This is a genomic window from Providencia sp. CIM-Carb-044 (assembly GCF_033901115.1).
Taxonomy (GTDB): Bacteria; Pseudomonadota; Gammaproteobacteria; order Enterobacterales; family Enterobacteriaceae; genus Providencia; species Providencia hangzhouensis.
Genome location: NZ_JAXADV010000002.1, coordinates 550,474 through 572,856 on the forward strand (window position 1 = coordinate 550,474; position 22,383 = coordinate 572,856).

Here is a 22,383-nt window from a genome sequence, read left to right on the forward strand (position 1 = left end):
AATATTTCATAAATTCGCCATAAAACGTTCGTAACTGTAAAACAATAAAAAAACCTTTCTCGTTCACTCTCCGTGCAGTTAAAATACGCCTCGCAGATTTTACTGTGTTGCTAATTCACCACTAAAAGGGGTTTCATGGAAAAGTTTTTTGAAAGAGCGATGTATGCTTCACGTTGGATTTTAGCGCCTATTTATTTTGGGCTTTCACTGACACTATTGGCTTTAACCATTAAGTTCTTTCAAGAGCTATACCATATTTTGCCAAATATCCTTTCAATTCCTGAAGCAGACTTAATTTTGACGCTATTATCATTGATTGATATGGCATTAGTCGGTGGGTTATTGGTGATGGTGATGTTTTCTGGTTATGAGAACTTTGTCTCCCAAATGGATATCCCTGACAGCAGTGAAAAACTAGGCTGGCTAGGTAAAATGGATGCTTCATCATTAAAAAATAAAGTCGCGGCTTCCATTGTTGCTATTTCCTCCATTCACCTATTAAAAATCTTCATGGACTTGAAAAGTGTCTCAAATGACAAGTTGATGTGGTACGTCGTTATCCATTTAACCTTTGTATTATCTGCATTCGTTATGGGCTATCTAGATAAAATGACAAAAAAATAACCAGTAGAATTTATGCTAAAAGTGCCTAATTTAAATACCTAGGCACTTACCTATTCGCTAATCTCATCTTTATCTCCCTCGTCGATTTCCGCTTTGTGTTACCATCATTATCCTGAAGGTTAGTACCAAGGAACTTTACATGAGCCAACATTTTGTCGGTAAATATGAAGCTGAAATTAAATTTCATTTACCGGACCCGGATACTTTTCTGCATAAAATAAAAGCCGACTTGGCTGAACCCTTTACGGAAAATAATACAGAAACAGATTGTTTCTATGAAAACCCGCATCTACCACTAGCTGACAATGGCGTCAGTATGTGTGTACGTGAAATGGTGCCATCAGGCATAAAATTATGGATAGTTAAAGGGCCTGGAGCTTCTGAATGCAAAGCCATTAATATTGATGACTGCCGCCATGTACAAAACATGTTAACGACACTGGGATATCATTGCTACTTAACCACAACTAAAATAAGAAGCATTTATTTCCTGAATGACATCCACATTACAATTGACCACCTTAGTGGGATCGGCTGGTTTGCTGAATTTGCCATTATGACAGATGAGCAGGATTTACTTGAAGCTCTATATCAAAAATTGATGGCGACCGCCAAGCAATATGGGTTTACAGAAGAAATGGTGGAAACTCGTAGTTATAAGCAGATGTTTTTAGCTGCGCAGTAATCATAGGAAGAGCCAATAAATTTTTAGAATTGTCTCCTAAAAACCATTGGCTCTCTAACCCTATAACCCTAATAGCTATTGCCCGCTAAGAATACGTGCAGGGTCTAATTTGCTTGCCCTACGAGCAGGATACCAACTAGCTAGTAAGCTCAATACAATGGTTGTAATTAAAACATAAACCACATCCATGACATGCAATTCAGAAGGTAAAAAGTCAATAAAATAAACATCACCCGATAAAATTGGATGGCCAACAATAGCCTCTACCACCTTAATCATGGGTGTTAGATTTAATGATATGACGACCCCAAGCACAACGCCAATCAATGAACCAACAAGGCCACCCAACAAGCCATACCATAAGAAAATAGCACGAATTTGCCTATCTTTTGCCCCTAAGGTACGCAATACAGCGATATCACTACTTTTATCTTTAACTGCCATAACAAGGGTAGAAACAATATTAAAACACGCAACGCCAATCACCAATATCATAGCTAAGTACATGATACTTCTAACCATTTGAATATCATTATACATATAGCCATAATCGCCTATCCAACTTTTTACGACGACATGATGCATTGTTTTCAAGCCTGCATCATAAACGACTTGATCGGCAATAAATGGGTCTGTTGCTTTGATTTCAAACCCTGTCACACCATCCCCATAGTCGAGATATTCCTGTGCATCTGCGAGTGGAACGAGCGCTAACTGGTGATCGAGCAAACCACTAAGTTTAAAAATACCCGTCACCTGTACACGAATACGCTTAGGCTGTTGAATTTTCAAGCTAGCATCGGTATTTGGGATCATGATTGTGACCCAGTCCCCAACCTTCACATTCAATGCATCCGCCACACCTTGGCCTAAAATAATTGATTGTTTGCCTGCATCAAAATGTTGCCAAGCATCATTGAGAATGAACTGAGGTAACGCACTGACTTGTGGCTGAGTTTCTCGTGAAACCCCCATGACTTGAATTGCTTTTAAATTTGCACCACGTTCAAGTAACCCCGTAAAATTGATGTAAGGGCTAACACCTTCTACACCGGGCGTTTTACGGATAACTTGCTCAGCAAACTCCAAATTTTTATACGGTGGCTTAACAGCAAAAATTTGCCCATGGGGAACAACAGATAACACACGGTTATTTAATTCGCGTTCAAAGCCATTCATTGCGCTTAAACCGATAATTAGCACCGCGACCCCAAGAACAATCCCCAACGTTGAAACTATCGAGACTAACGAAACCATCCCTGTTCGGCGTCGACCACGGCTGAAACGCAGCGCCGTGACTAGTGAAAGAGGCAATTTAGACATTACCGAGCCCCCAAGGTAATTTCCTGTTGCAAATGCCCATCTCGCATTTCCAATTGGCGGGATAACCGCCGAGCCAGAGTCATATCATGGGTGACGACTAAAAATGCGGTCCGCTGTGTTCGGTTTAATTCACCCAACAACTCAAAAATGGCATCTGCATTACGTAAATCAAGGTTACCTGTCGGCTCATCTGCCAAAACAAGTGCTGGCTCATTCACTAACGCCCTTGCAATAGCAACACGCTGGCGTTCTCCCCCTGATAATTCAGAAGGCCGATGCCCTGCTCGGTGTGCTAACCCAACTGCCTCTAACATTTCAGTTGCTTTAGAAAACGCAGTTTCTTTCGCAATCCCCCCAATTAATAAAGGCATTGCCACATTTTCAAGGGCAGTAAAATCCGGTAAAAGGTGATGAAATTGATAAATAAAACCGAGATCTTTATTACGAATAGCAGCACGCTCATCTGAGGTTAATTGATTTATATGCTGTCCACGAAAGATAACATTCCCTTCTGAAGGGGTATCTAGGCCACCCAATAAATGCAATAAGGTACTTTTACCTGAACCAGAACTTCCCACGATGGCCATCATTTCCCCACGCCCCATGGAAAAACTGACATTTTTCAACACTTGCGTCGACAATGTCCCTTCTTGATATGTTTTGCTTAATTTTTCACAGACCAGAAGTGGTTGTTTATTCATAACGTAAAGCCTCAGCAGGTTGAACCGCTGCTGCACGCCAAGAAGGATAAAGCGTTGCCAGCAGAGAAATCAGCATTGCACTTAGTGCAATAATTAAAATACCAGAGTAATCAAGCACAATAGGTAAAGAGACGCCTTTGGGTAATAAACCGATCAGCGGCATAATGACATTCAGTTGACTAGAAAGTATCGTGCCTAATATCGTGCCAATGAGTGAGCCAATCACCCCCGCTCCAGCGCCTTGGATCATAAATATCATTAAAATACGCCAACGTTTGAGACCTAGGGTTTTTAAAATAGCCACTTCGCCTTGCTTTTCCATCACTAACAGTGATAGCGAGGTAATAATATTAAATGCCGCCACTGCGATAATTAAGCTAAGCAATAAGCCCATCATATTTTTTTCCATGCGAACGGCTTGGAAAAACTCCCCTTTACGCTCCCGCCAGTCTTTCCATACTAAGCCATCTGGTAACGCTTGCTGACTTAAAACGTCAACTTGTAAAGGCTCATCTAAATATAAGCGCCACCCAGTAATGTGGCCTGCGGGATAACGAAGCATACGTGCGGCATCTTGTTGTGCCACGACCAGTTCACTCGTATCCGCTTCCCCATTTGTTTGGAAAATACCAGCCACAGTAAATAGGCGCTGGCTTGGAATGCGCCCCATCGGTGTTAACTGACTCACGCCTGGAATAATTAAGCGAACCTCATCACCACGTTTTACCCCGAGTGTTTCTGCAAGTTTATTCCCGAGAAAAACATTATAACTGCCTTCTTTGAGGTCATTGCGTTGCCCAACAACCAGTTTATCCAATAACAGCGAAGATTCTTCGGGGTCGATTCCCCCCATAACGCCCACGCCAACATTGGTTCGGCTTTGTAATACCACATCAGATTGCACAATAGGTGCGATCTGGCTGACACCCTTTAAATGTTGTAGATCGGATATTGGATATTTTGCTGGGTCTATATTTCCAGAGGCAGAGGTTAAAATTGCCTGCGGCATATAAGCAAGTATGCTATCTTGTAACGATCGCTCGAACCCATTCATCACTGAGGTGACGGTTATCAATGCCGCAACCCCTAGTGTGATACCAATAGCAGATAAACTGGATACGAAACGCCCAAATTTATCCGCAGCACGCCCACGTAAATAGCGTAGGCCTATAAATAATGAGACAGATTGGTGCATGAAATCTATGATGCCCCTGTTGCCAAAGCGAAGTGTTCAGCGATAATAAAGGGTACGATTGATGAATGGAACCACCCGATGGTTTTTTTTCTGCTTTAAGTGCCTTTTTGTCTGACTTTCAGACGAATTACGAGTTAAAACTGATTGTTTTGTTATAAATTTTGTAGTTTAACTATTTGTTGATTAACTTAACTATTTTTCGTACAAAAATTGGCTATGTTTGGGCTAACTCTTGTTTAACTGCTTACTAATCGCTGTGAGATACCGAAGATTTCTATGTTGTCAAAATTTCGTTATGAACTCCCTAGTCGTAGTGGCGATGTTCGCCATTTAGGTTGCCTTATCGGGGCGGCTGGTGCACTTGAATGTGGAGAAATAATACAACGTCACCAAGGGCCTGTGATCATCGTGACACGTGATATGCAAAATGCATTACGTTTAAGAGATGAAATTCAACAGTTTACACAACACCCTATAGAGACTCTTTCTGACTGGGAAACATTGCCATATGACAATTTCTCCCCCCATCAGGAAATTATTTCTCATCGTTTATCGACACTGTACCGTTTGCCCAGTTTGCAAAAAGGCGCATTAATTCTTCCCGTCAATACATTGATGCAAAAAGTCTGTCCTGCTGACTTTTTAACCAGTCATGCCTTAGTGATGGCAAAAGGTGACAAACTTTCCCGTGATAACTTACGTAATGAGCTCGATAACGCTGGCTACCGCCATGTAGAGCAAGTCTTAGAGCATGGTGAATATGCCACACGGGGCGCTTTACTCGATTTATTTCCCATGGGTAGCTCGTTGCCGTTTCGTATTGATTTCTTCGATGATGAAATTGATAGCTTACGAACGTTTGACGTTGACTCACAAAGAACACTCGAAGAAGTAGAGCAAATCAATTTACTCCCAGCTCATGAATTCCCGACCGATAAAGACGCTATTGAACGTTTCCGCAGCCAATGGCGCGAGCGCTTTGAAGTTCGCCGTGATCCAGAGCATATTTACCAGCAAGTCAGTAAAAATACCTTACCGACGGGTATCGAGTATTGGCAGCCTTTATTCTTTGCTCAGCCACTGCCATCTTTATTTGAATATTTACCGCCATCAAGTTTAATTGTTTCTCAGAGCTTACAAGAAGCGGCTGAACGCTTTCAGGTTGATACTCAGCAGCGGTATGAAAGCCGTGGTGTTGACCCAATGCGCCCATTACTCCCCCCTTCTGAGCTATGGTTAACTGTTGAACAACTTAATCAATCGTTAAAAAAATGGCCGCGTATTCAGTTATCCCTCGAATCTTTACCCAAAAAAGCGGCAAATACTAATTTAGATTACCTGCCATTACCGGATATCAGCACACAAGGGCAAAGCAAAACGCCGCTTGAAAAATTGCGTCAGTTTACTGAACAATTTGATGGAACCATCGTCTTTTCTGTGGAAAGTGAGGGCCGACGTGAAACCGTTACCGAGCTATTAGCCCGTTTAAAAATTCGCCCTGAAATTATTCAAAGCTATACTAGCCCTACTGACAGCAGATTTGCCATCACCATTGGTGCCGCTGAACACGGCTTTATTCAATCCGATATCCATAGGGCATTAATTTGCGAAAGTGACCTGCTTGGGGAGCGTGTTGTTCGTCGCCGGGCAGATAACCGCCGCACCATTAATACTGACACCCTCATTCGCAACTTAGCTGAATTACGCCCTGGGCAACCTGTGGTACATATTGAGCATGGTGTAGGCCGTTACCAAGGTTTAATTACCTTAGAAGCGGGCGGTATTAAAGCCGAATATTTAATTTTAACCTATGCCGGTGATGATAAACTGTATGTTCCTGTTTCTTCACTCCATTTAATTAGCCGTTATGCAGGTGGCGCTGATGAAAACGCCCCATTGCATAAATTAGGTAGTGATAGCTGGGGTCGTGCACGCCAGAAAGCCGCAGAAAAAGTACGCGATGTTGCTGCAGAACTGCTTGATATTTATGCACAACGAGCCGCTAAGGCTGGCTTTGCATTCAAGCATGATAAACAACAATACCAAGAATTTTGTCAAGGCTTTCCATTCGAAACGACGCCTGACCAAGAAGTCGCCATCAATGCTGTTCTCAGTGATATGTGCCAACCATTAGCAATGGACCGACTCGTGTGTGGTGATGTGGGCTTTGGTAAAACCGAAGTGGCAATGCGAGCCGCATTCCTTGCGATTAATAATAACAAACAAGTTGCCGTTTTAGTCCCCACGACACTACTTGCACAACAACACTATGATAATTTTAAAGATAGGTTTGCTAACTGGCCTGTCCGCATAGAAATGTTATCACGCTTTAAAACAGCGAAAGAGCAACAACAAATTATTACCCAGACCGCGGAAGGCAAAGTTGATATTCTAATTGGTACCCATAAGTTGCTACAAAGTGACTTAGTATGGAAAGATTTAGGTTTGCTCGTCGTCGATGAAGAGCACCGCTTTGGTGTCCGCCATAAAGAACGAATAAAGGCTATGCGTGCAGACGTTGATATCTTAACGCTGACCGCCACACCTATTCCTCGTACTCTTAACATGGCCATGAGTGGTATGCGTGACTTATCTATTATCGCCACACCACCAGCACGCCGTTTGGCTGTAAAAACCTTTGTGCGCCAATATGATGACTTAGTTGTCCGTGAGGCAATTTTACGGGAAACCTTACGTGGCGGCCAAGTTTATTACCTTTACAATGATGTTGAAAATATTGAAAAGGCAAAGGCTCGCCTTGAAGAGTTAGTCCCTGAAGCACGTTTTGTTGTTGGGCATGGCCAAATGCGCGAGCGCGAGTTAGAACGCGTAATGACAGATTTCCATCATCAACGTTTTAATGTATTGATATGCACCACAATTATTGAAACTGGTATTGATATACCAACAGCGAATACCATTATCATTGAACGCGCGGATCATTTCGGATTAGCTCAACTCCATCAACTACGTGGACGAGTTGGTCGCTCTCACCATCAAGCATACGCTTACTTACTCACCCCGCATCCCAAAGCTATGACCACCGATGCACATAAACGCCTTGAAGCCATTTCATCATTGGAAGACTTAGGAGCTGGTTTTGCTTTAGCAACTCACGATTTAGAAATTCGTGGTGCAGGTGAATTACTTGGTGAAGACCAAAGTGGGCAAATGACCACTATTGGTTTTACCCTGTACATGGAGCTATTAGAAAGTGCTGTTGATGCGCTTAAAGAGGGGCGTGAGCCTTCATTAGAAGATTTGACTAGCCAACAAACAGAAGTTGAGTTGCGTATGCCTGTTCTGTTGCCAGACGACTATATTCACGACGTGAATATTCGTTTGTCTTTCTATAAACGAATAGCCAGTGCAAAAAACAGTCAGGAGCTTGACGAATTGCGTACAGAACTGATCGACCGCTTTGGTAGTTTACCTGACGCAGGTAAATTCCTATTAGCGAACGCAGCTATTCGATTACAAGCTCAAGCTCTTGGTATTAAACGTATTGAAGCTCATGAAAAAGGTGGCTTTATTGAGTTTAGTGATAAAAATAAAGTCGACCCAAGTTTCTTAATAAGCTTATTACAAAACCAGCCACAAACTTATCGGTTAGATGGCCCTGTTCGACTAAAATTTTTCCATGATTTAACAGAAAGAGTTTCTCGACTAGAGTTTATTAAACAATTACTCATTGGGTTTGAAGAGCATCAAATTAGCTAAGTTTGATGCTCTAAAATGATAAAAGGCTACTCTTGTAGCCTTTTATCTCTATAATATTTATAGAAAAAATTATTCCATAAAGCCAAATGTATTTTTATTCGGTTGCAGTTCTAAGACTGCTGATGAGTTTTTTGTGATTGGTAATTCATTTTGCTGTAAACAATAAAAGGGTAATAATTCTTTTATATCACTGCGCATGGTTTCACATACTGAATTGGATGAAGTGAGCACCAAACGCCCTTTATCATCTAAAGGAATAAACATTGATGGTTCATAGGATGTTCTGACTTTTCCAACTGTTTTACCAATTTGGTACACAACGTCATATCCAACAATCACTAATTCCATTTTTTGTGTGTTAACACAGGTTTGATTTTGCATATCAAATAGAGATGGAAAGCTTTTTCCTTGTAATGCTTCAATCATAAAAATCATTTTGCATTCGCTTTGCGCAGGGTGAAAACGAGAAAGGGATTGCTGATTAAAGGTGCCTAAAACCCCTGTTACTGTACAATTTTCGTACTCAACAAGGCGATTCGCTTTGATCGGCTCAACCGATAATACCGTAGCCAATTTAGTTTCCGGCTCTTGGCTGAATGAATTCACGAGCAATACAATAAGGAGCATCACTACAGTTGCTAATAACAACTTAAATTTTAGCTTCATCGTGTTAACCCTTATTAAAATATGCCGTGCCTATTGTAACCACTACTCAAAATAATTCGATAATTACCTACTAATAGTGTTGTTTTTTAGAATTATCTTAAATTATCATTAAAACATATGTTTATTATAACTGTTTTAGAAAAAATAAACTTTACCATTAGTGCAACTTCACCTATTGATTACAATCAAAAATATTACTGTTTTAAATCAATAAGATAATAGAACAATCCATTATAGTTGACGGTTATCGTTATATAAATGGATTTACATCTTAATTATTTAATAACTTAAGATAAGTTAATATTCGGATCATTTATTTTATATTAATTTCTAGGTTTAAGTTTCATTAAAATAAAATATATATTTATATAAGTAATAGTGACAATATAATCGATAATTAACCTATTAAATTTGATCTAAATAGTTTTTCTACGCAATATTTAACATAGATAAACCTTGACAGATTGAGTTAATATATTTATTAACATTATTATTTATCATTATAAATAATAAAAAATAATGCACCTGTTATACGAATATAAAGGTGCATAGTGCTAATAAAACCAAATTAAACAAGTAGCTAGTCGTTGACTAGTGCAATTTTAACTTTGGACGAATAATTCTGTTAATACTGCCAACAAGCATCATTAGCCCCGTTTTAATGTAACCGTGTAATGCGATTTGGTGCATACGGTATAAAGAAATATACACAAAACGAGCGATACGCCCTTCTACCATCATATCCCCACGCATTAAATTCCCCATTAAGCTGCCAACTGTACTAAAGCGAGACAGTGAAACTAATGAGCCATGGTCTTTATAAACATATTCTTTTAAAGGTTTATCTTTCATTAAAGCGACAATATTATCATAACAAAGGCTGGCCATTTGGTGAGCTGATTGAGCCCTTGGTGGCACAAATCCCCCTTCTGGCTTAGCGCAAGAAGCGCAATCGCCAATGGCAAAAATCATATCGTCACGAGACGTTTGTAACGTTGGTTTTACCACCAATTGGTTGATACGATTTGTTTCTAACCCAGCGATATCTTTCATGAAATCAGGTGCTTTAATCCCTGCAGCCCAAACCATGAGATCCGCATGAATTTTACCATCTTCTTTCGTATTCAAACCATCTGCATCAGCACTGGTTACCATAGTTTTCGTCAATACATTCACGCCGAGTTTATTAAGTTCTTGATGTGCGGCACTTGAAATTCTCGGCGGTAAAGCCGGCAGGATACGTTCACCCGCTTCAACTAGTGTGACATTCAATGCATCTGTGTCTAGCCCTTTAAAGCCATAACTGGTCAGTTGCTCTACTGCGTTATAGAGTTCCGCTGATAACTCAACGCCCGTTGCACCGCCACCAACAATGGCAATATTAACGCTCTCCTCTGCGTTATCACGAACTGAGTAACGTAAAAACAGATTTAGCATTTCGTCGTGAAAACGGTGCGCTTGGTGTGGGTTATCTAAGAAAATGCAGTGTTCTTTAACACCTGGTGTACCAAAATCATTCGACGTACTTCCTAACGCCATCACTAAAATATCGTATTCTAGTTCACGCAAAGGGACCAATAATTCACCATGTTTGTCATAAAGTTCACCGAGAACCACTTTTTTATTTTCACGGTCAATATTCGTGAGTGAACCTAATTGGAAATTAAATGCATTATGGCGAGCATGGGCCAAATAGCTTATCGCATCGACGCCATCATCTAACGAACCTGTCGCCACTTCATGTAATAGTGGTTTCCATAAATGGCTTGGGTTGCGGTCAACCAAGGTAATTTGTGCGCGTTTTTTACGGCCTAGCTTACGGCCTAAACGTGTTGCCAGTTCTAATCCACCAGCCCCACCGCCGACAACGATGATTTTGGGTTGAGATAAGGTCATAAATCCCTCGAAACAAAATATATTAATGTTATTTAAGGTTTCTCATAAAAAAGCCTTATATAACAATAATTAGCCACAACTAACACTAACCCTATTAGAATATCATGACTGGTCTATTGGTAATACCAAATATTGATTCACATCAATTTAGTTGATTATTATGACTACGATCACATTCGTCAAATCATTTTTTTCCCCAAACGAATCGAGTCAGCTTTTTAGCCGTTATATCAATCAATTGTTTAAATTCACAAAATCATAATGATAATGAGAATTATTACTTTATCATTTTTTATTTAGTAAACACAATCAATCCCCCCTTCTCATCGTTACCCCATGCCGGAAATTAAGCACAAAAAAACTCTGAGGATGATAAACACCCTCAGAGTTTTTAATGGAATATTAAATTTTATTATTTAATTTTCTTGATACGCACATCCGTTGGAACGGAAACTGGTGAGTTATCTTTAAAGTACTGCATTAACGCTTCGTTATCTGGCAGGCTATAAACACGGTCTTTACCTTGGTTGAAGGCAGAGAAACGGCTACCACCCGTTGCTAAGAATTCATTCGCAGCAACACGATAGCTTTTATTCATGTCTAACGGCTTACCGTTTAATTTCATTGATTTTTGAATAACTTTATCACCCACTGGGCGGCTGTCATCCCACTCGTAGTAAAAACCTTTAGAAACTGGCATAACTTGTGGACGAGCACGATCCCACTGCTGCTCAAGCGCTTGTTTAATTTGTGCACCTGTTAGCGATTGCGTAACAACCACGTTAGAGAATGGCTGGACAGTGAAAATATCACCGTAAGTTAATTCCCCTGCTTTCATATCAGCACGAATACCGACACTGTTCATAAACGCAATTTGCGCACCGCCCGCTTCTTTGCTGGAAGCTGTATATAATTGCCCATCAGCAATAATCTTACCTAGAGTTGAATCTCCTGCAGGCAATAATTTTTTATCCACATTTGCTGTTAAAGAGCCCATCACTTGTTGCGAAATAGGCAAGGCAATTTTTTCGTATTTTTGTACGAACGTGGTTAACTCAGGGTTTTTCTCATAACGGCTCGTTTCAACAGGGATATTCTTTGCATTGATACTAACAATATCTTTCGTATTTCTATCAATCTCAATATTCAATTGAGATAATAAAGTCCCGTTAGACTGGGCTGAAATTACTGTCATCCCATTGATTTCACAATTGTAAGCTTGGTGTGTATGACCGCTAACAACAAAGTCTACATTCGCATCTAATTGTTTGACGATATCAACAATTGGGCCTTTGATATTATCACAACGGTTAATATCTTTAACTTTGGTATCAACCTGTTGTGTTGCGCCTTCATGGATCAGAACACCGATACTGTTAATACCTTGTGCTTTTAATAATTTCACTTGGTTATTAATAGTTTCGACTTCATTTTTGAATTCTAACCCTGCGGTTCCACTTGGTGTTACGATAGCCGGCGTACCTTCTAACGTTAAACCAATAAATGCCATTGGAATGCCATCAAACTCTTTAATAAAGTAAGATGGGAACAGAGTTTCTCCTGTTTCTTTCACAATAACGTTGGCCGCTAAGTAGTTAAAATTAGCACCATCAAAGGAATCTTTACCCACACAACCTGCTGTTGGGTGACAGCCGCCGTTTTGTTTTCTCAGAAGCTCTTCTTTACCTTTATCAAACTCATGGTTACCAACTGCACTGGTTTCCATACCAATCGCACTTAAGGCTTCAATGGTAGGTTCATCATAAAACATTGATGACAGTAATGGGCTTGCCCCGACTAAATCACCCGCGCCAACAACGATAGTTTTATCATTTTGCGCTCTTAATTGATTAACCAGCGTGGCAATTGACTCAATACCACCTAATTTACCATCACCCGGGGCTTGTAAAGCCCCATGGAAATCATTAATACCAATGACTTGTACTTTTACGGTATCTGTATTTTTGGGAGCACAACCCGCTAAAAGTGCACCAGAAATGAGCAGTGTGAGTAATCCAATTTTATGTTTCATTTATTTTACCTTTTTTAATCCTTTTCAACTATCGACTACATTTTGAAACGATAAGTCGTTGTCATTGATCCAGATAACGAGTGTGCACGACGTGAGTGACCATCATATAATTTTGGCGTCGTGTAGTCGTTCTCCTGACGGTGGTGCCAGCCCAGACCGCCACTTAACGAAACAGAAAGGTTTTCAGTTGGTTTCCAATAGCTGAATAGACCAAATTGACCTTGTTTTAATCTTTCACCTTCATATTTAAATTCTGAATAGTTAGTACGCGCACCAACAGAGAGTTCTTTACTAATACGATACTCTGCCGCCATTGCAACCATGGTTTCACCATCGCGTACGTAGTCGATATCTGCATAGGCTGGTGAGTTAAAACGGCCACGAGTGTTACCAATTGGGTTACGCGCAAACTGGCCTACGCCATTCGCTTTTTTCGCTTGGGTATGAGTTAAACCTGTGCTTAACGTCCAAGGTGACTCAGGAATACGCCATTCTGCCGTTCCTGCGTAGTGCCATGCACGTTTGTCAAAATTACGCTTCCCTTTTTGTTTATCGGTTTCAGTACGTTTACCATCACTACCGTATTCATGGTTATAGATTTGTGTACCTAGTGTCACATCTGAAGTCAGTTTATATTTTGCTTCTAAACCTTGCTGACGGAATAAATCATCTGCTTGACCATAGAAATAGTATACTTTCAATGGTTTAGTATTGTAGTTAATACCACCTGTAATGACATGATTAACATTGTGTCGAACACCATTAGCATCAGTGAAATACATCGCATCAATATTTGGGCTATCGCGACGCATGACTTTCTTATCGAGATATAATAAATCCAAACTCCAATCACTGATCGCAGTATTAGTGTAGTAACCGCTATAACTGTTCAATGATAAACGCTGTGAATTCGTGAAAATACCCGTATTTTTCAGCGTAAACCAACCTGCTTTCGCATTAAATTTTACTGGCTCAAGGTCCAGTTTTACTTTTGCATAACGTTGACCAATTTTGTTGTACCCTTTCGCATGGCCATCATCATTATATAAAATTGCACGGGAGGCGAAGTCTTTACTTGCCCCCAGTTTGATACCGCCGTAATAAGAGGCATCAAAGCCAATTACATCAGCAAAATAACCTGATTTGAAATCTGCTTGAAAGTTTTGTCCCCAAGCATTCGCAACTTGTTTTCGATAACGGTTTTCGTTTTTATCAAAACGGTTTTCTGTTTTTAAGTATTTCCACATGTTGCGGGTTGACAGCTCTAGCTCCGAATCCGCAATGAATGAGTTTTCCTTGATAGAATCTTCCCAGTTGCTGGCATTTGCCATTGCTACCGCTAAATAGCAAGGAGAAAGCATTAATAACGCAATATTTTTAACTTTCATTGGAATTAACCTAGTTAATGATTATTTGAATTAATTTTATGCTGTGCCATGTTTCCATGAACAACAAAACACCATTTTTATTTTTAGCTTAATAAAACAATTTAACTTAAAGACAAACAGATACATCCATTTCAAACACATAAGTCATTTTAAATATAAAATTCAATACAGTATTTTCCTGTATTTGTGTTTACTTATTACTATGAATAGAAATATTCCTTATAAGAATTCAAAAATACATTATTGATTCGATAGCGCCACTTACTCATATTTGGTGTTTATCTAGCTTAAACCTCACACTTCGGCACTGTATTTATCGACACTGTATTATTTATTAAGAAAAAATTGCACTTTATTTCCTATATAATTTTTTAGAGCAAAAAATATCCCTGAGAAATAATCATCTCAAATAAATTTGAATATTTAACTTAAAATGCAACTATTAAATTGCTATTTTTTTAATTGATTACTTATCACTCTAAATTGTCATAAATCTTTCATAATACGAATGCTATCGTAATTTTATGTCAATTAAAACGATCGCTGTCACAACACGCCACATCAGTTGCAATAAGCTACTTTTTAATAGTGATGCATGTCACATTTTATTTTAAGGTAAATTTAATATGTAACTCATTATTTTGAATAGAATTTCATCGGCAATTCATTTATTTGTTAACTCATCCACTTAAATAGGTATTTGTAATAGCTTTATACATATAGGCTATATGTGTAAAACTTCACCCAATAGAAACCTTCACATGAATGCGTAGTATTTGTTGATGTATATTTACTCATGATCGTTCTATAGCCCCCTCATAAGAGAAAGTATTATTCTCTGTAGGCAAATTTAAATTAAGTAACACTTGAGCAAATGATAGGCACCAATAGTTATTAAGCACTGATTGAATCATTCTATTTTTCATTTATTTAAAATCATCTTAACTTTTTTAGATGATTGCTTTCATTATTAAAATTAACATAGCTATACCCAGCACTCTAACCATATAAAAACCCAGACTTAATGCAAATGTATGGTTATTTATTTCAATTAAACTCAAAATATAATTACCAACAAATTAAATAATCAAAATTTCTATTTTATTTTTTCAAAAATGAAACATAATACTAATGAGATTAATAAAAACCTTCTAATTATTTTTAATAGTGAAATAAGTATTAGTTCATTTTTATCAAATATAGTCGAAAAGAACATTGAGATTAACTGTAAAAAAACAAGAAAGTTACGGGTAACTTTTACCACAAGTCATAATTTTATTATTTTACTTATGCAAAAAAGGCCAGTAATAAATTACTGGCCTTTCAGATGTACTAGAAATTATTAGCGATGTTCTTGCCAGCGCTCATGCAAATCAACGAGTTGACGATGGCTATTTTTCCAACGCTCAACTGCTTGCAACTCTGTTAAACTATATTGTCGGCCGCTATGATATAGCTTAGAAGCTTGGCTATCATATTGTTTCGGTAAGTTATCTAAGACGCTGACTGCACCTTCACGATTATTACAGACTAAAATCATGTCGCATCCCGCATTCAACGATGCCTGGGCTCTTTCAGGATAACTTCCCATCACCGCAGCGCCTTCCATCGATAAATCATCAGAGAAAATGACACCATGAAAACCAAGTTGCTCTCGCAATACTGATTTTAACCAAAATGGTGAACCGCTCGCAGGGCGATCATCAGCTTGGGTATAAATAACATGAGCAGGCATAACTGCATCGAGTAGCTCTCGTTGTATAAAGTCTTTAAAAATCAACATATCTTTACCACGAATTTTCTCCAAGGAGCGGTCATCCCGTGGTGTTTCTTTATGTGAATCAGCTTTCACTGCACCATGACCAGGAAAGTGTTTCCCTGTCGTTTTCATACCCGCACTGCGCATACCTTTAATAAAACGTTCTGCCATGACCATCGCAATTTCTGGGTCTTCGTGGAATGAGCGTTCGCCTATCGCAATACTTTGATGGCCAAGATCCAAAACAGGTGCAAAACTAATATCAATATCCATGGCTATCATCTCTGATGCCATTAACCAACCCGCCTCTTCAGCGAGTTTAGCACCATCGATTTCACTATTGAGTGCTGCAAATGCCTGAGCAGAAGGCAATGCGGTGAAACCATCACGGAAACGTTGTACTCGACCACCTTCTTGGTCAACAGCTATCAACAACCGGTGTCTTGATGCATCACGAATTTGGCGGACAAGCTCTCGTAATTGGGCTGCGTCATGAAAGTTACGGGTAAACAGTATTAACCCCCCCACGGATGGGTGAGCTAATATTTCGCGCTCTTCGTTGTCCAATTCATAACCCTGAACATCTAGCATTATAGGGCCCATAACATGCCTCACTTATTAAACTAATTGTCTTAATCCGATACTGTTTTCTGATAGCCTTTGGCTATCAACCTATTAAACCAAAATATTGCCGTAATAATTGTGAGTGTACCAAAAAGTCAATTGACTGGCTTTCATTCCACTGCACTTCATACCACATTAATGTCATATATTTTACCCAAGGTGCCCATGATTGACAGCTTTTCGCCAATTGCTGTTTGTCTCGATAAGCACCGTGAACATTACAATATTGTGTCAAGAAAAAATCTCGCTGAATGTCAGTCAGACCATTAAATTGGAAATAGGTTTCTAAAGAGAATGCGATATCTGTATTTGCCGCATACTCCCAATCCAATAGCATTAGCTGCCCTGTTGATGTGCGAACAATATTTTTTGCATGAATATCCATATGGGCAGGCGCCAGTTTCAGCATTTTGGGAAAAGCGTCAGAGGTAAAATGGCGATGGAGTTTTTTCCAGCGAGGTGATAACCGTTTTTTATCAATTAAATAGCCATAATGAGATATTTCATTGCGGAGTTGTAAATGATACCCCAGCAGTGGAGCACAATGTAATTGTGTGGCTATATTTGCAAGCTCACACTGGTAACTGGGCAACAAAAAAGTATTGTTATCAGGGTGTTGCCCTTCACACCACCCTAATAATAACCATTGTGAATTCCGACCAATCACTTGAGGTGTAAATGAATAAGCGCGTAATTGCTGCAATATCCGCGCTTCTTTCTTTCGGTCAACATACAAAGCAGTTTGTGCATTTCCATCTGCACGCGCTATCAGCTTCACTTCGCGAGCAGGTAGAAAACATTCCAGTAAATAACTTCCACCTGACAACCCTGTTAGTGAGGATATTTTCCAATCGCGTACAGATATTGTAGGAAAATGTGTCACTAACAGTCGAAAAAGTGACTGCTGGTTACTCAATATTGTGCTTTCCAGTCCAAACAATTTCACCCGTTTGCACATCCATCAACTGCATTTCAAGGCTTCTTTCTTTATTTGAACCTGACATCACGCTGTAAATCACATACTCCGCTTGGACATAGCGGCCTAACCCTATCGCTTTGCTACGGGTGACTAAGCTGTCTTCTTGTGATAAACCGAGTGTTTTACGTGCGGAACTCACCACACTGGCGGGAACCACTTTAAAACGATTGGTGTTCTCAACCGCGGTTGTCATAACTGATGTTACAGTTTGCACCGGTATTGAACCATTCGTGTTATTTTTCACTGAATCAACTAACAGTACTTTGCCGTTTTCGACCCCATCCGCACTGGCCATTTGGTTAACTAAAGGTGTAATGGAAGCGGACCAATCTGTTGTTTGTTGCTTTGGTGGAGTTGGAACAACATCAACGGGTGGCGGAGTCACTTCTGGTTGTTTTTCCGGCTCTACTGGCACAATTGGAGGTTGTGTACCTGGTTGTTGAGGTGGATATGAAGGGCACCCAGCCAAAATTAATGTCGCGGCAGCAACCATTAAGATGCGTTTCATTATTATTCTCCGGCCTTTGACGATAAAAATACATGAACACGTACATTTGTTGCACGTGGAGAAGAAGTCACAGCACGAACTTTCACATCAGAATTTGCTGCGATTTGCTGATACAAGGTATTCGATGTTTCTACGTTTAACCCTTGCTTATCATACCAGTATAAACGATAAGCAATATTCACCACTTTAGGCTGTGAATTACTCATGTTAATAGTAGCGATAGTTTGATGATTTTCACTACCTATCACTGGGTTTTCGACAATGACCCCTTGTGCAAGTACTGCGGGCTCCATAATGATGCGCTGTTGCTCATTAAAAACCAGCCCTTGTGTTTTCTTAAATATGCAACCACTTAGCAACACAGTTACCAAAGCAAGTAATGCAATACGGTTCATTGCCGATCCCTTATTATTTCGCCAATAGCGGCCCTAATGGGCGACCACCCACTAGATGCATGTGGATATGAAACACTTCTTGCCCTGAATGTTCATTGCAGTTCATGATTAAACGGTAGCCATTCTCTGCAATACCTTCTTCTTTGGCTATTTTCGCTGCAACAGTAAACAAACGGCCTAATGCAAGTTCGTCATCCACAGTAACATCATTAACAGTTGGAATTAATTTATTAGGAATAATAAGAATATGAGAAGGTGCTTGCGGCGAAATGTCACGAAATGCGGTGACAAGTTCATCTTGGTAAACCACGTCTGCTGGGATCTCGCGACGGATAATTTTACTGAAAATCGTTTCTTCTGCCATTTCAATTTCCTTAGTCATTTAATCGTTCTAGTGAACTAATTTATACGTTATTTGTGCCAACATTTAAATGAAACAAACGATTGAAGTTTTGTGTCGTAATTTCAGCGAGTTGCTCAACACTAACCCCCTTTAGCACCGCCATATACTCAATAACATCCCGGACGTACGCGGGTTGGTTTTCCCTGCCACGATGAGGAACAGGAGCCAAATATGGCGAGTCAGTTTCGACTAAAATTCGGTCTAAAGGAACAACACGGGCGGCTTCTCTAATTTGCTCTGCGTTACGAAATGTGACGATCCCTGAAAATGAGATATACATACCTAAATCGAGTAGTTCAACAGCCGTATCTTTATCTTCAGTAAAGCAGTGTAATACCCCGCCACAGTCCATCACATTTTCTTCGCGTAGAATAGATAAGGTGTCTTCTCGTGCCGCACGAGTATGCACAATGACGGGTTTATTGACTTCACGACCTATGCGAATGTGCTGACGAAAAGACTCTTGCTGCAACGCGGCATTTTCTTGCTGATAATAGTAATCCAGCCCAGTTTCTCCTAGCGCAACAACCTCATTTCCTGCGGCTAATTGTGCTAGTCGTGCGAAATCATATCCTTCGTCTAAATTGAGAGGATGAATACCACATGAAAAAGCAATATTGTCACGCATACCAATCATTTTTTTCATGCTTTCAAAACCGTGCAACGTTGTAGCAACAGCTAACATGAAGCGGACATCACGGGCCGAAGCCTTTGCGATAACATCGTCGACATTCGTATGTAATTTTTCATAATCTAAACAGTCGAGATGACAGTGTGAATCAACAACAAACATATTTAACTCTTTTTAAAATGTAGGGAGAGACAACGAAGCTTCCCATTGTAATAATTGATTTGTCAGAATCAGTTCCTGATTCAGTGCAGGAACTGTCAGTAATTGATGGCGGCAATATAACCACTTATCATACATATTTATTAACTGTGTTCGATTCATAGCACCAGCTAATTGCAGAACTTGAGATTGCTGATCTTGGTTGATGCAAAAAGCCCCAGCCCCTTGTTGAATTTTAATAGCATCCGCCAATAAGCTAAGTAGCCAATTTAAGGCATCAGGCGCTTCATCAATATTCAAACTAGGCAGCAAACTCAACATATCCCCCGTTTGCAATGCATGACCTAAACTATGGCATAGTGCATTACGTTTTTGCCAGCGTTGTTCATCCAATAAGGCTAGTGCAGAAAGTGGCGCACCTTGGCATATTTTTAATGCCGTTATCGCATTTTCAACAGCAATACCCGGCTTTTGCTTTTGCAACCAGTAGAGTGCTATTTGTGGATCGGGAGCAGGTAAGAAATGACTTAGGCAACGGCTGCGAATGGTCGCAAGCAAATTCTCTTGTTTATCACTTCCAAGTAAAAAGTAAGTATCCTTTGCTGGCTCTTCCAATGTTTTCAATAACGCATTAGCTGCTGCATCTGTCAATGCTTCAACCTGTGGAATATACACCACTTTGTTGCCGCCTTGTTGAGCATGGCGACTCAAGGTTTCAATCAATTTTCTAACCGCATCAACACTAACAGTAGACTTCCCTTTTTCTACTTCAATAATATGATAGTCAGGATGATTACCAGCGAGCATCAAACGACAGCTGTGGCATTGCCCACAGCTTTTTAGCCCGTCTCTTTCTTGGCAAATAAGCCAACGACTAATTCCATAGCATAGTGCTTGTGCCCCATTTCCCGGTATTGAGTGAAGCAGTAACGCATGGTGGCCTCTACCGTTTTGGTACGCAGTAATAATTTGTCGGTAAGGTTCATTTAACCAAGGATACCAATTCATGGGATTAATACCTTATGTGGTTTATCAAGCACGCGCTAACCATTGTGTCAACGTTTGGCGAATATCTTGCTGTACTTGCTCAATATTTTGGCTGGCATCAATAGTGAGTATCGTTTCATCACCCGCAGCCAGCTCAAGATAACGGCTGCGTGTTCTTTCGAAAAAGGCTAACGATTCTTTTTCAATTCTATCTAATTCACCCCGTGACCTTGCACGTTGTAAACCTAATTCAGGAGGTAAATCAAGGTATAAGGTTAATGAAGGTTTGAAATCGCCCAACACTAAGTCACGTAATGATTGCATCAAATGACGATCAATTTCACGTCCCCCCCCCTGATACGCTTGGGAAGATAAATCATGACGGTCACCGACCACCCATTTGCCAGCCGCTAATGCAGGTTGGATCACTGTATCAACCAGTTGTACACGGGCTGCATATAACATCAGCAATTCAGCCTTATCCGTGACTTTATCACCTGCAATACCTTGCTTTATGAGCTCACGGAGTTTCTCTGCCAATGGCGTTCCACCAGGCTCTCGAGTAAAAACAATATCTGTGATCCCTGCTTGGTTCAACGTTTCCACAACCGTATTGATTGCAGTTGTTTTACCAGCGCCTTCGAGTCCTTCAATAACAATAAATTGGTTTTTCATTTTTATCAGTTTTGCTGTTCAAATTGGCGGTAAACTTTAACGGCACGATTGTGGTCGTTTAGATTACGACTAAAAGTATGCCCACCTTTACCATCTGCGACAAAGAATATGTAATCCGTTTTAGCCGGATGTGCGGCAGCCTTTAACGATGCAAGGCTCGGCATTGCAATCGGTGTTGGTGGCAAACCATCAATCTTATAAGTATTGTATGGTGTGTAATTATCTAAATCACTACGATAAATTTTACCACGATACTTTTCACCTAACCCATAGATGACGGTTGGGTCGGTTTGCAGACGCATATTTTTCTTTAAGCGGTTAACAAATACGGATGCAACCTGGGCTCTTTCACTATCAATACCGGTTTCTTTTTCAATAATCGAAGCCATAATAAGCATTTCATAGGCATTCTTATAGGGTAAATCCCTATCACGCCCTTTCCACTCTTCATCAAGGCTGTTTTGCATACGTTTATAAGCACGTTTTAAAATTTCAGCGTCTGTTGTCCCCGCTGTGTATAAATAGGTATCAGGATATAGCCACCCTTCTAAAGTCCCTTCTCCGTTAAACCCAATCAGGGCGTGCAGTTCTGTCGGGGTTAAGTTGGTAGTTTTATGCTCTAAGTAAGGAGCATCACGTAAAATATTACCCCAATCACTTAAACGGTTACCTTCAATAAAACGGATCGAAAATTGTGCTTCTTTACCACTTACAATTAATTGTAGTAGTTGTTCCACATTCATACCCGGTTGCAGGCGGTAAGTTCCTGCTTTTAGCTGAGCCAGTTCAGGGCGTAGTTTGAGTAACCATTGAAATTCATTCCCTTTTTCAAGAATGTTATCTTCAATAAGTAACCCTTCAAATGCGACACGCCCAGTTCCTGCTGGTACCGTAAAAATTTTTTCTTGTGTGATGTTAATTGGCGTTTTGGCATAGTCCAATACTTGACGATATTGCCAATAGACCGCGGCTGCGACAATAGCAGCCAAGGTAACGGCGATTAGAATGATTTTTTTGGCTAATTTCATTTATT

The 22,383-nt window shown here is 39.9% G+C and carries 19 protein-coding genes; 3 read left to right on the plus strand and 16 right to left on the minus strand.

From position 1 onward, the window contains the following. Positions 1 to 135: 135 nt before the first annotated feature. Together SJ312_RS05875 and SJ312_RS05880 are read left to right on the plus strand one after the other, a co-directional pair. Positions 136 to 624 carry a TIGR00645 family protein gene (locus tag SJ312_RS05875; protein ID WP_094960443.1) on the plus strand — a complete coding sequence of 163 codons (489 nt, stop codon included), beginning with the start codon at positions 136 to 138 and terminating at the stop codon, positions 622 to 624. A gap of 139 nt (positions 625 to 763) precedes the next feature. Next, positions 764 to 1,309 carry a class IV adenylate cyclase gene (locus tag SJ312_RS05880; RefSeq protein WP_004253319.1) on the plus strand — a complete coding sequence of 182 codons (546 nt, stop codon included), beginning with the start codon at positions 764 to 766 and terminating at the stop codon, positions 1,307 to 1,309. A gap of 75 nt (positions 1,310 to 1,384) precedes the next feature. Here SJ312_RS05880 and lolE read toward each other — a convergent pair whose 3' ends face one another. Genes lolE through lolC form a run of 3 tightly spaced genes read right to left on the minus strand, consistent with a single transcriptional unit; the run spans position 1,385 to position 4,528 of the window. After that, positions 1,385 to 2,632 carry a lipoprotein-releasing ABC transporter permease subunit LolE gene (gene lolE / locus SJ312_RS05885; RefSeq protein ID WP_004253316.1) on the minus strand — a complete coding sequence of 416 codons (1,248 nt, stop codon included), beginning with the start codon at positions 2,630 to 2,632 and terminating at the stop codon, positions 1,385 to 1,387. Next, positions 2,632 to 3,333: a lipoprotein-releasing ABC transporter ATP-binding protein LolD gene (gene lolD / locus SJ312_RS05890; protein WP_096863868.1), complete on the minus strand. Its 702-nt coding sequence runs from the start codon at positions 3,331 to 3,333 to the stop codon at positions 2,632 to 2,634. The genes lolE and lolD overlap by 1 nt, the downstream gene beginning before the upstream one ends. After that, on the minus strand, positions 3,326 to 4,528 hold the full coding sequence (lolC, locus tag SJ312_RS05895; protein ID WP_004253308.1) for a lipoprotein-releasing ABC transporter permease subunit LolC: 1,203 nt from the start codon (positions 4,526 to 4,528) through the stop codon (positions 3,326 to 3,328). Before lolC ends, lolD begins: the two co-directional genes overlap by 8 nt. A gap of 276 nt (positions 4,529 to 4,804) precedes the next feature. Here lolC and mfd point away from each other — a divergent pair, with 276 nt between their 5' ends. Next, the gene (gene mfd, locus SJ312_RS05900; RefSeq protein WP_112308296.1) at positions 4,805 to 8,248 is read left to right on the plus strand and encodes a transcription-repair coupling factor; all 3,444 of its coding nucleotides are present in this window, start codon (positions 4,805 to 4,807) and stop codon (positions 8,246 to 8,248) included. Between the two features lie 69 nt (positions 8,249 to 8,317). On the opposite strand, the gene umoD is transcribed toward mfd, so the two are convergent. The 13 genes from umoD to mltG all read right to left on the minus strand — a co-directional run bounded on the left by umoD (position 8,318) and on the right by mltG (position 22,378). Further along, a complete protein-coding gene (umoD, locus tag SJ312_RS05905; protein ID WP_004253302.1) occupies positions 8,318 to 8,914 on the minus strand; it encodes a UmoD family flagellar biogenesis regulator in 597 nt (198 codons plus the stop codon). A 591-nt stretch (positions 8,915 to 9,505) separates the two neighbouring features. After that, on the minus strand, positions 9,506 to 10,810 hold the full coding sequence (locus SJ312_RS05910) for an NAD(P)/FAD-dependent oxidoreductase (RefSeq protein ID WP_004253300.1): 1,305 nt from the start codon (positions 10,808 to 10,810) through the stop codon (positions 9,506 to 9,508). Between the two features lie 412 nt (positions 10,811 to 11,222). Further along, on the minus strand, positions 11,223 to 12,842 hold the full coding sequence (locus SJ312_RS05915) for a bifunctional metallophosphatase/5'-nucleotidase (protein ID WP_319867184.1): 1,620 nt from the start codon (positions 12,840 to 12,842) through the stop codon (positions 11,223 to 11,225). A gap of 35 nt (positions 12,843 to 12,877) precedes the next feature. Further along, positions 12,878 to 14,230: an OprD family outer membrane porin gene (locus tag SJ312_RS05920; protein ID WP_004253295.1), complete on the minus strand. Its 1,353-nt coding sequence runs from the start codon at positions 14,228 to 14,230 to the stop codon at positions 12,878 to 12,880. A gap of 1,342 nt (positions 14,231 to 15,572) precedes the next feature. Then, on the minus strand, positions 15,573 to 16,592 hold the full coding sequence (nagZ, locus tag SJ312_RS05925) for a beta-N-acetylhexosaminidase (RefSeq protein WP_094960434.1): 1,020 nt from the start codon (positions 16,590 to 16,592) through the stop codon (positions 15,573 to 15,575). 64 nt (positions 16,593 to 16,656) lie between these two features. Beyond that, positions 16,657 to 17,529 (minus strand): phosphotransferase, encoded by an 873-nt coding sequence (locus SJ312_RS05930; protein WP_319867186.1) that lies wholly within the window; start codon positions 17,527 to 17,529, stop codon positions 16,657 to 16,659. Further along, the gene (gene lpoB, locus SJ312_RS05935) at positions 17,522 to 18,100 is read right to left on the minus strand and encodes a penicillin-binding protein activator LpoB (protein ID WP_004253278.1); all 579 of its coding nucleotides are present in this window, start codon (positions 18,098 to 18,100) and stop codon (positions 17,522 to 17,524) included. The genes SJ312_RS05930 and lpoB overlap by 8 nt, the downstream gene beginning before the upstream one ends. Positions 18,101 to 18,102: 2 nt before the next feature. Next, the gene (locus tag SJ312_RS05940; RefSeq protein WP_004253275.1) at positions 18,103 to 18,495 is read right to left on the minus strand and encodes a YcfL family protein; all 393 of its coding nucleotides are present in this window, start codon (positions 18,493 to 18,495) and stop codon (positions 18,103 to 18,105) included. A 13-nt stretch (positions 18,496 to 18,508) separates the two neighbouring features. Continuing rightward, positions 18,509 to 18,859, minus strand: coding sequence for a purine nucleoside phosphoramidase (gene hinT / locus SJ312_RS05945; RefSeq protein WP_036957623.1), 351 nt, complete (start codon positions 18,857 to 18,859; stop codon positions 18,509 to 18,511). A 40-nt stretch (positions 18,860 to 18,899) separates the two neighbouring features. Beyond that, a complete protein-coding gene (locus SJ312_RS05950; protein WP_004253269.1) occupies positions 18,900 to 19,691 on the minus strand; it encodes a metal-dependent hydrolase in 792 nt (263 codons plus the stop codon). A 12-nt stretch (positions 19,692 to 19,703) separates the two neighbouring features. Then, on the minus strand, positions 19,704 to 20,696 hold the full coding sequence (gene holB, locus SJ312_RS05955; protein ID WP_110591836.1) for a DNA polymerase III subunit delta': 993 nt from the start codon (positions 20,694 to 20,696) through the stop codon (positions 19,704 to 19,706). A gap of 24 nt (positions 20,697 to 20,720) precedes the next feature. After that, the gene (gene tmk, locus SJ312_RS05960; RefSeq protein WP_004253248.1) at positions 20,721 to 21,350 is read right to left on the minus strand and encodes a dTMP kinase; all 630 of its coding nucleotides are present in this window, start codon (positions 21,348 to 21,350) and stop codon (positions 20,721 to 20,723) included. A gap of 5 nt (positions 21,351 to 21,355) precedes the next feature. Then, on the minus strand, positions 21,356 to 22,378 hold the full coding sequence (mltG, locus tag SJ312_RS05965; protein ID WP_096863863.1) for an endolytic transglycosylase MltG: 1,023 nt from the start codon (positions 22,376 to 22,378) through the stop codon (positions 21,356 to 21,358). Positions 22,379 to 22,383: the final 5 nt, after the last annotated feature.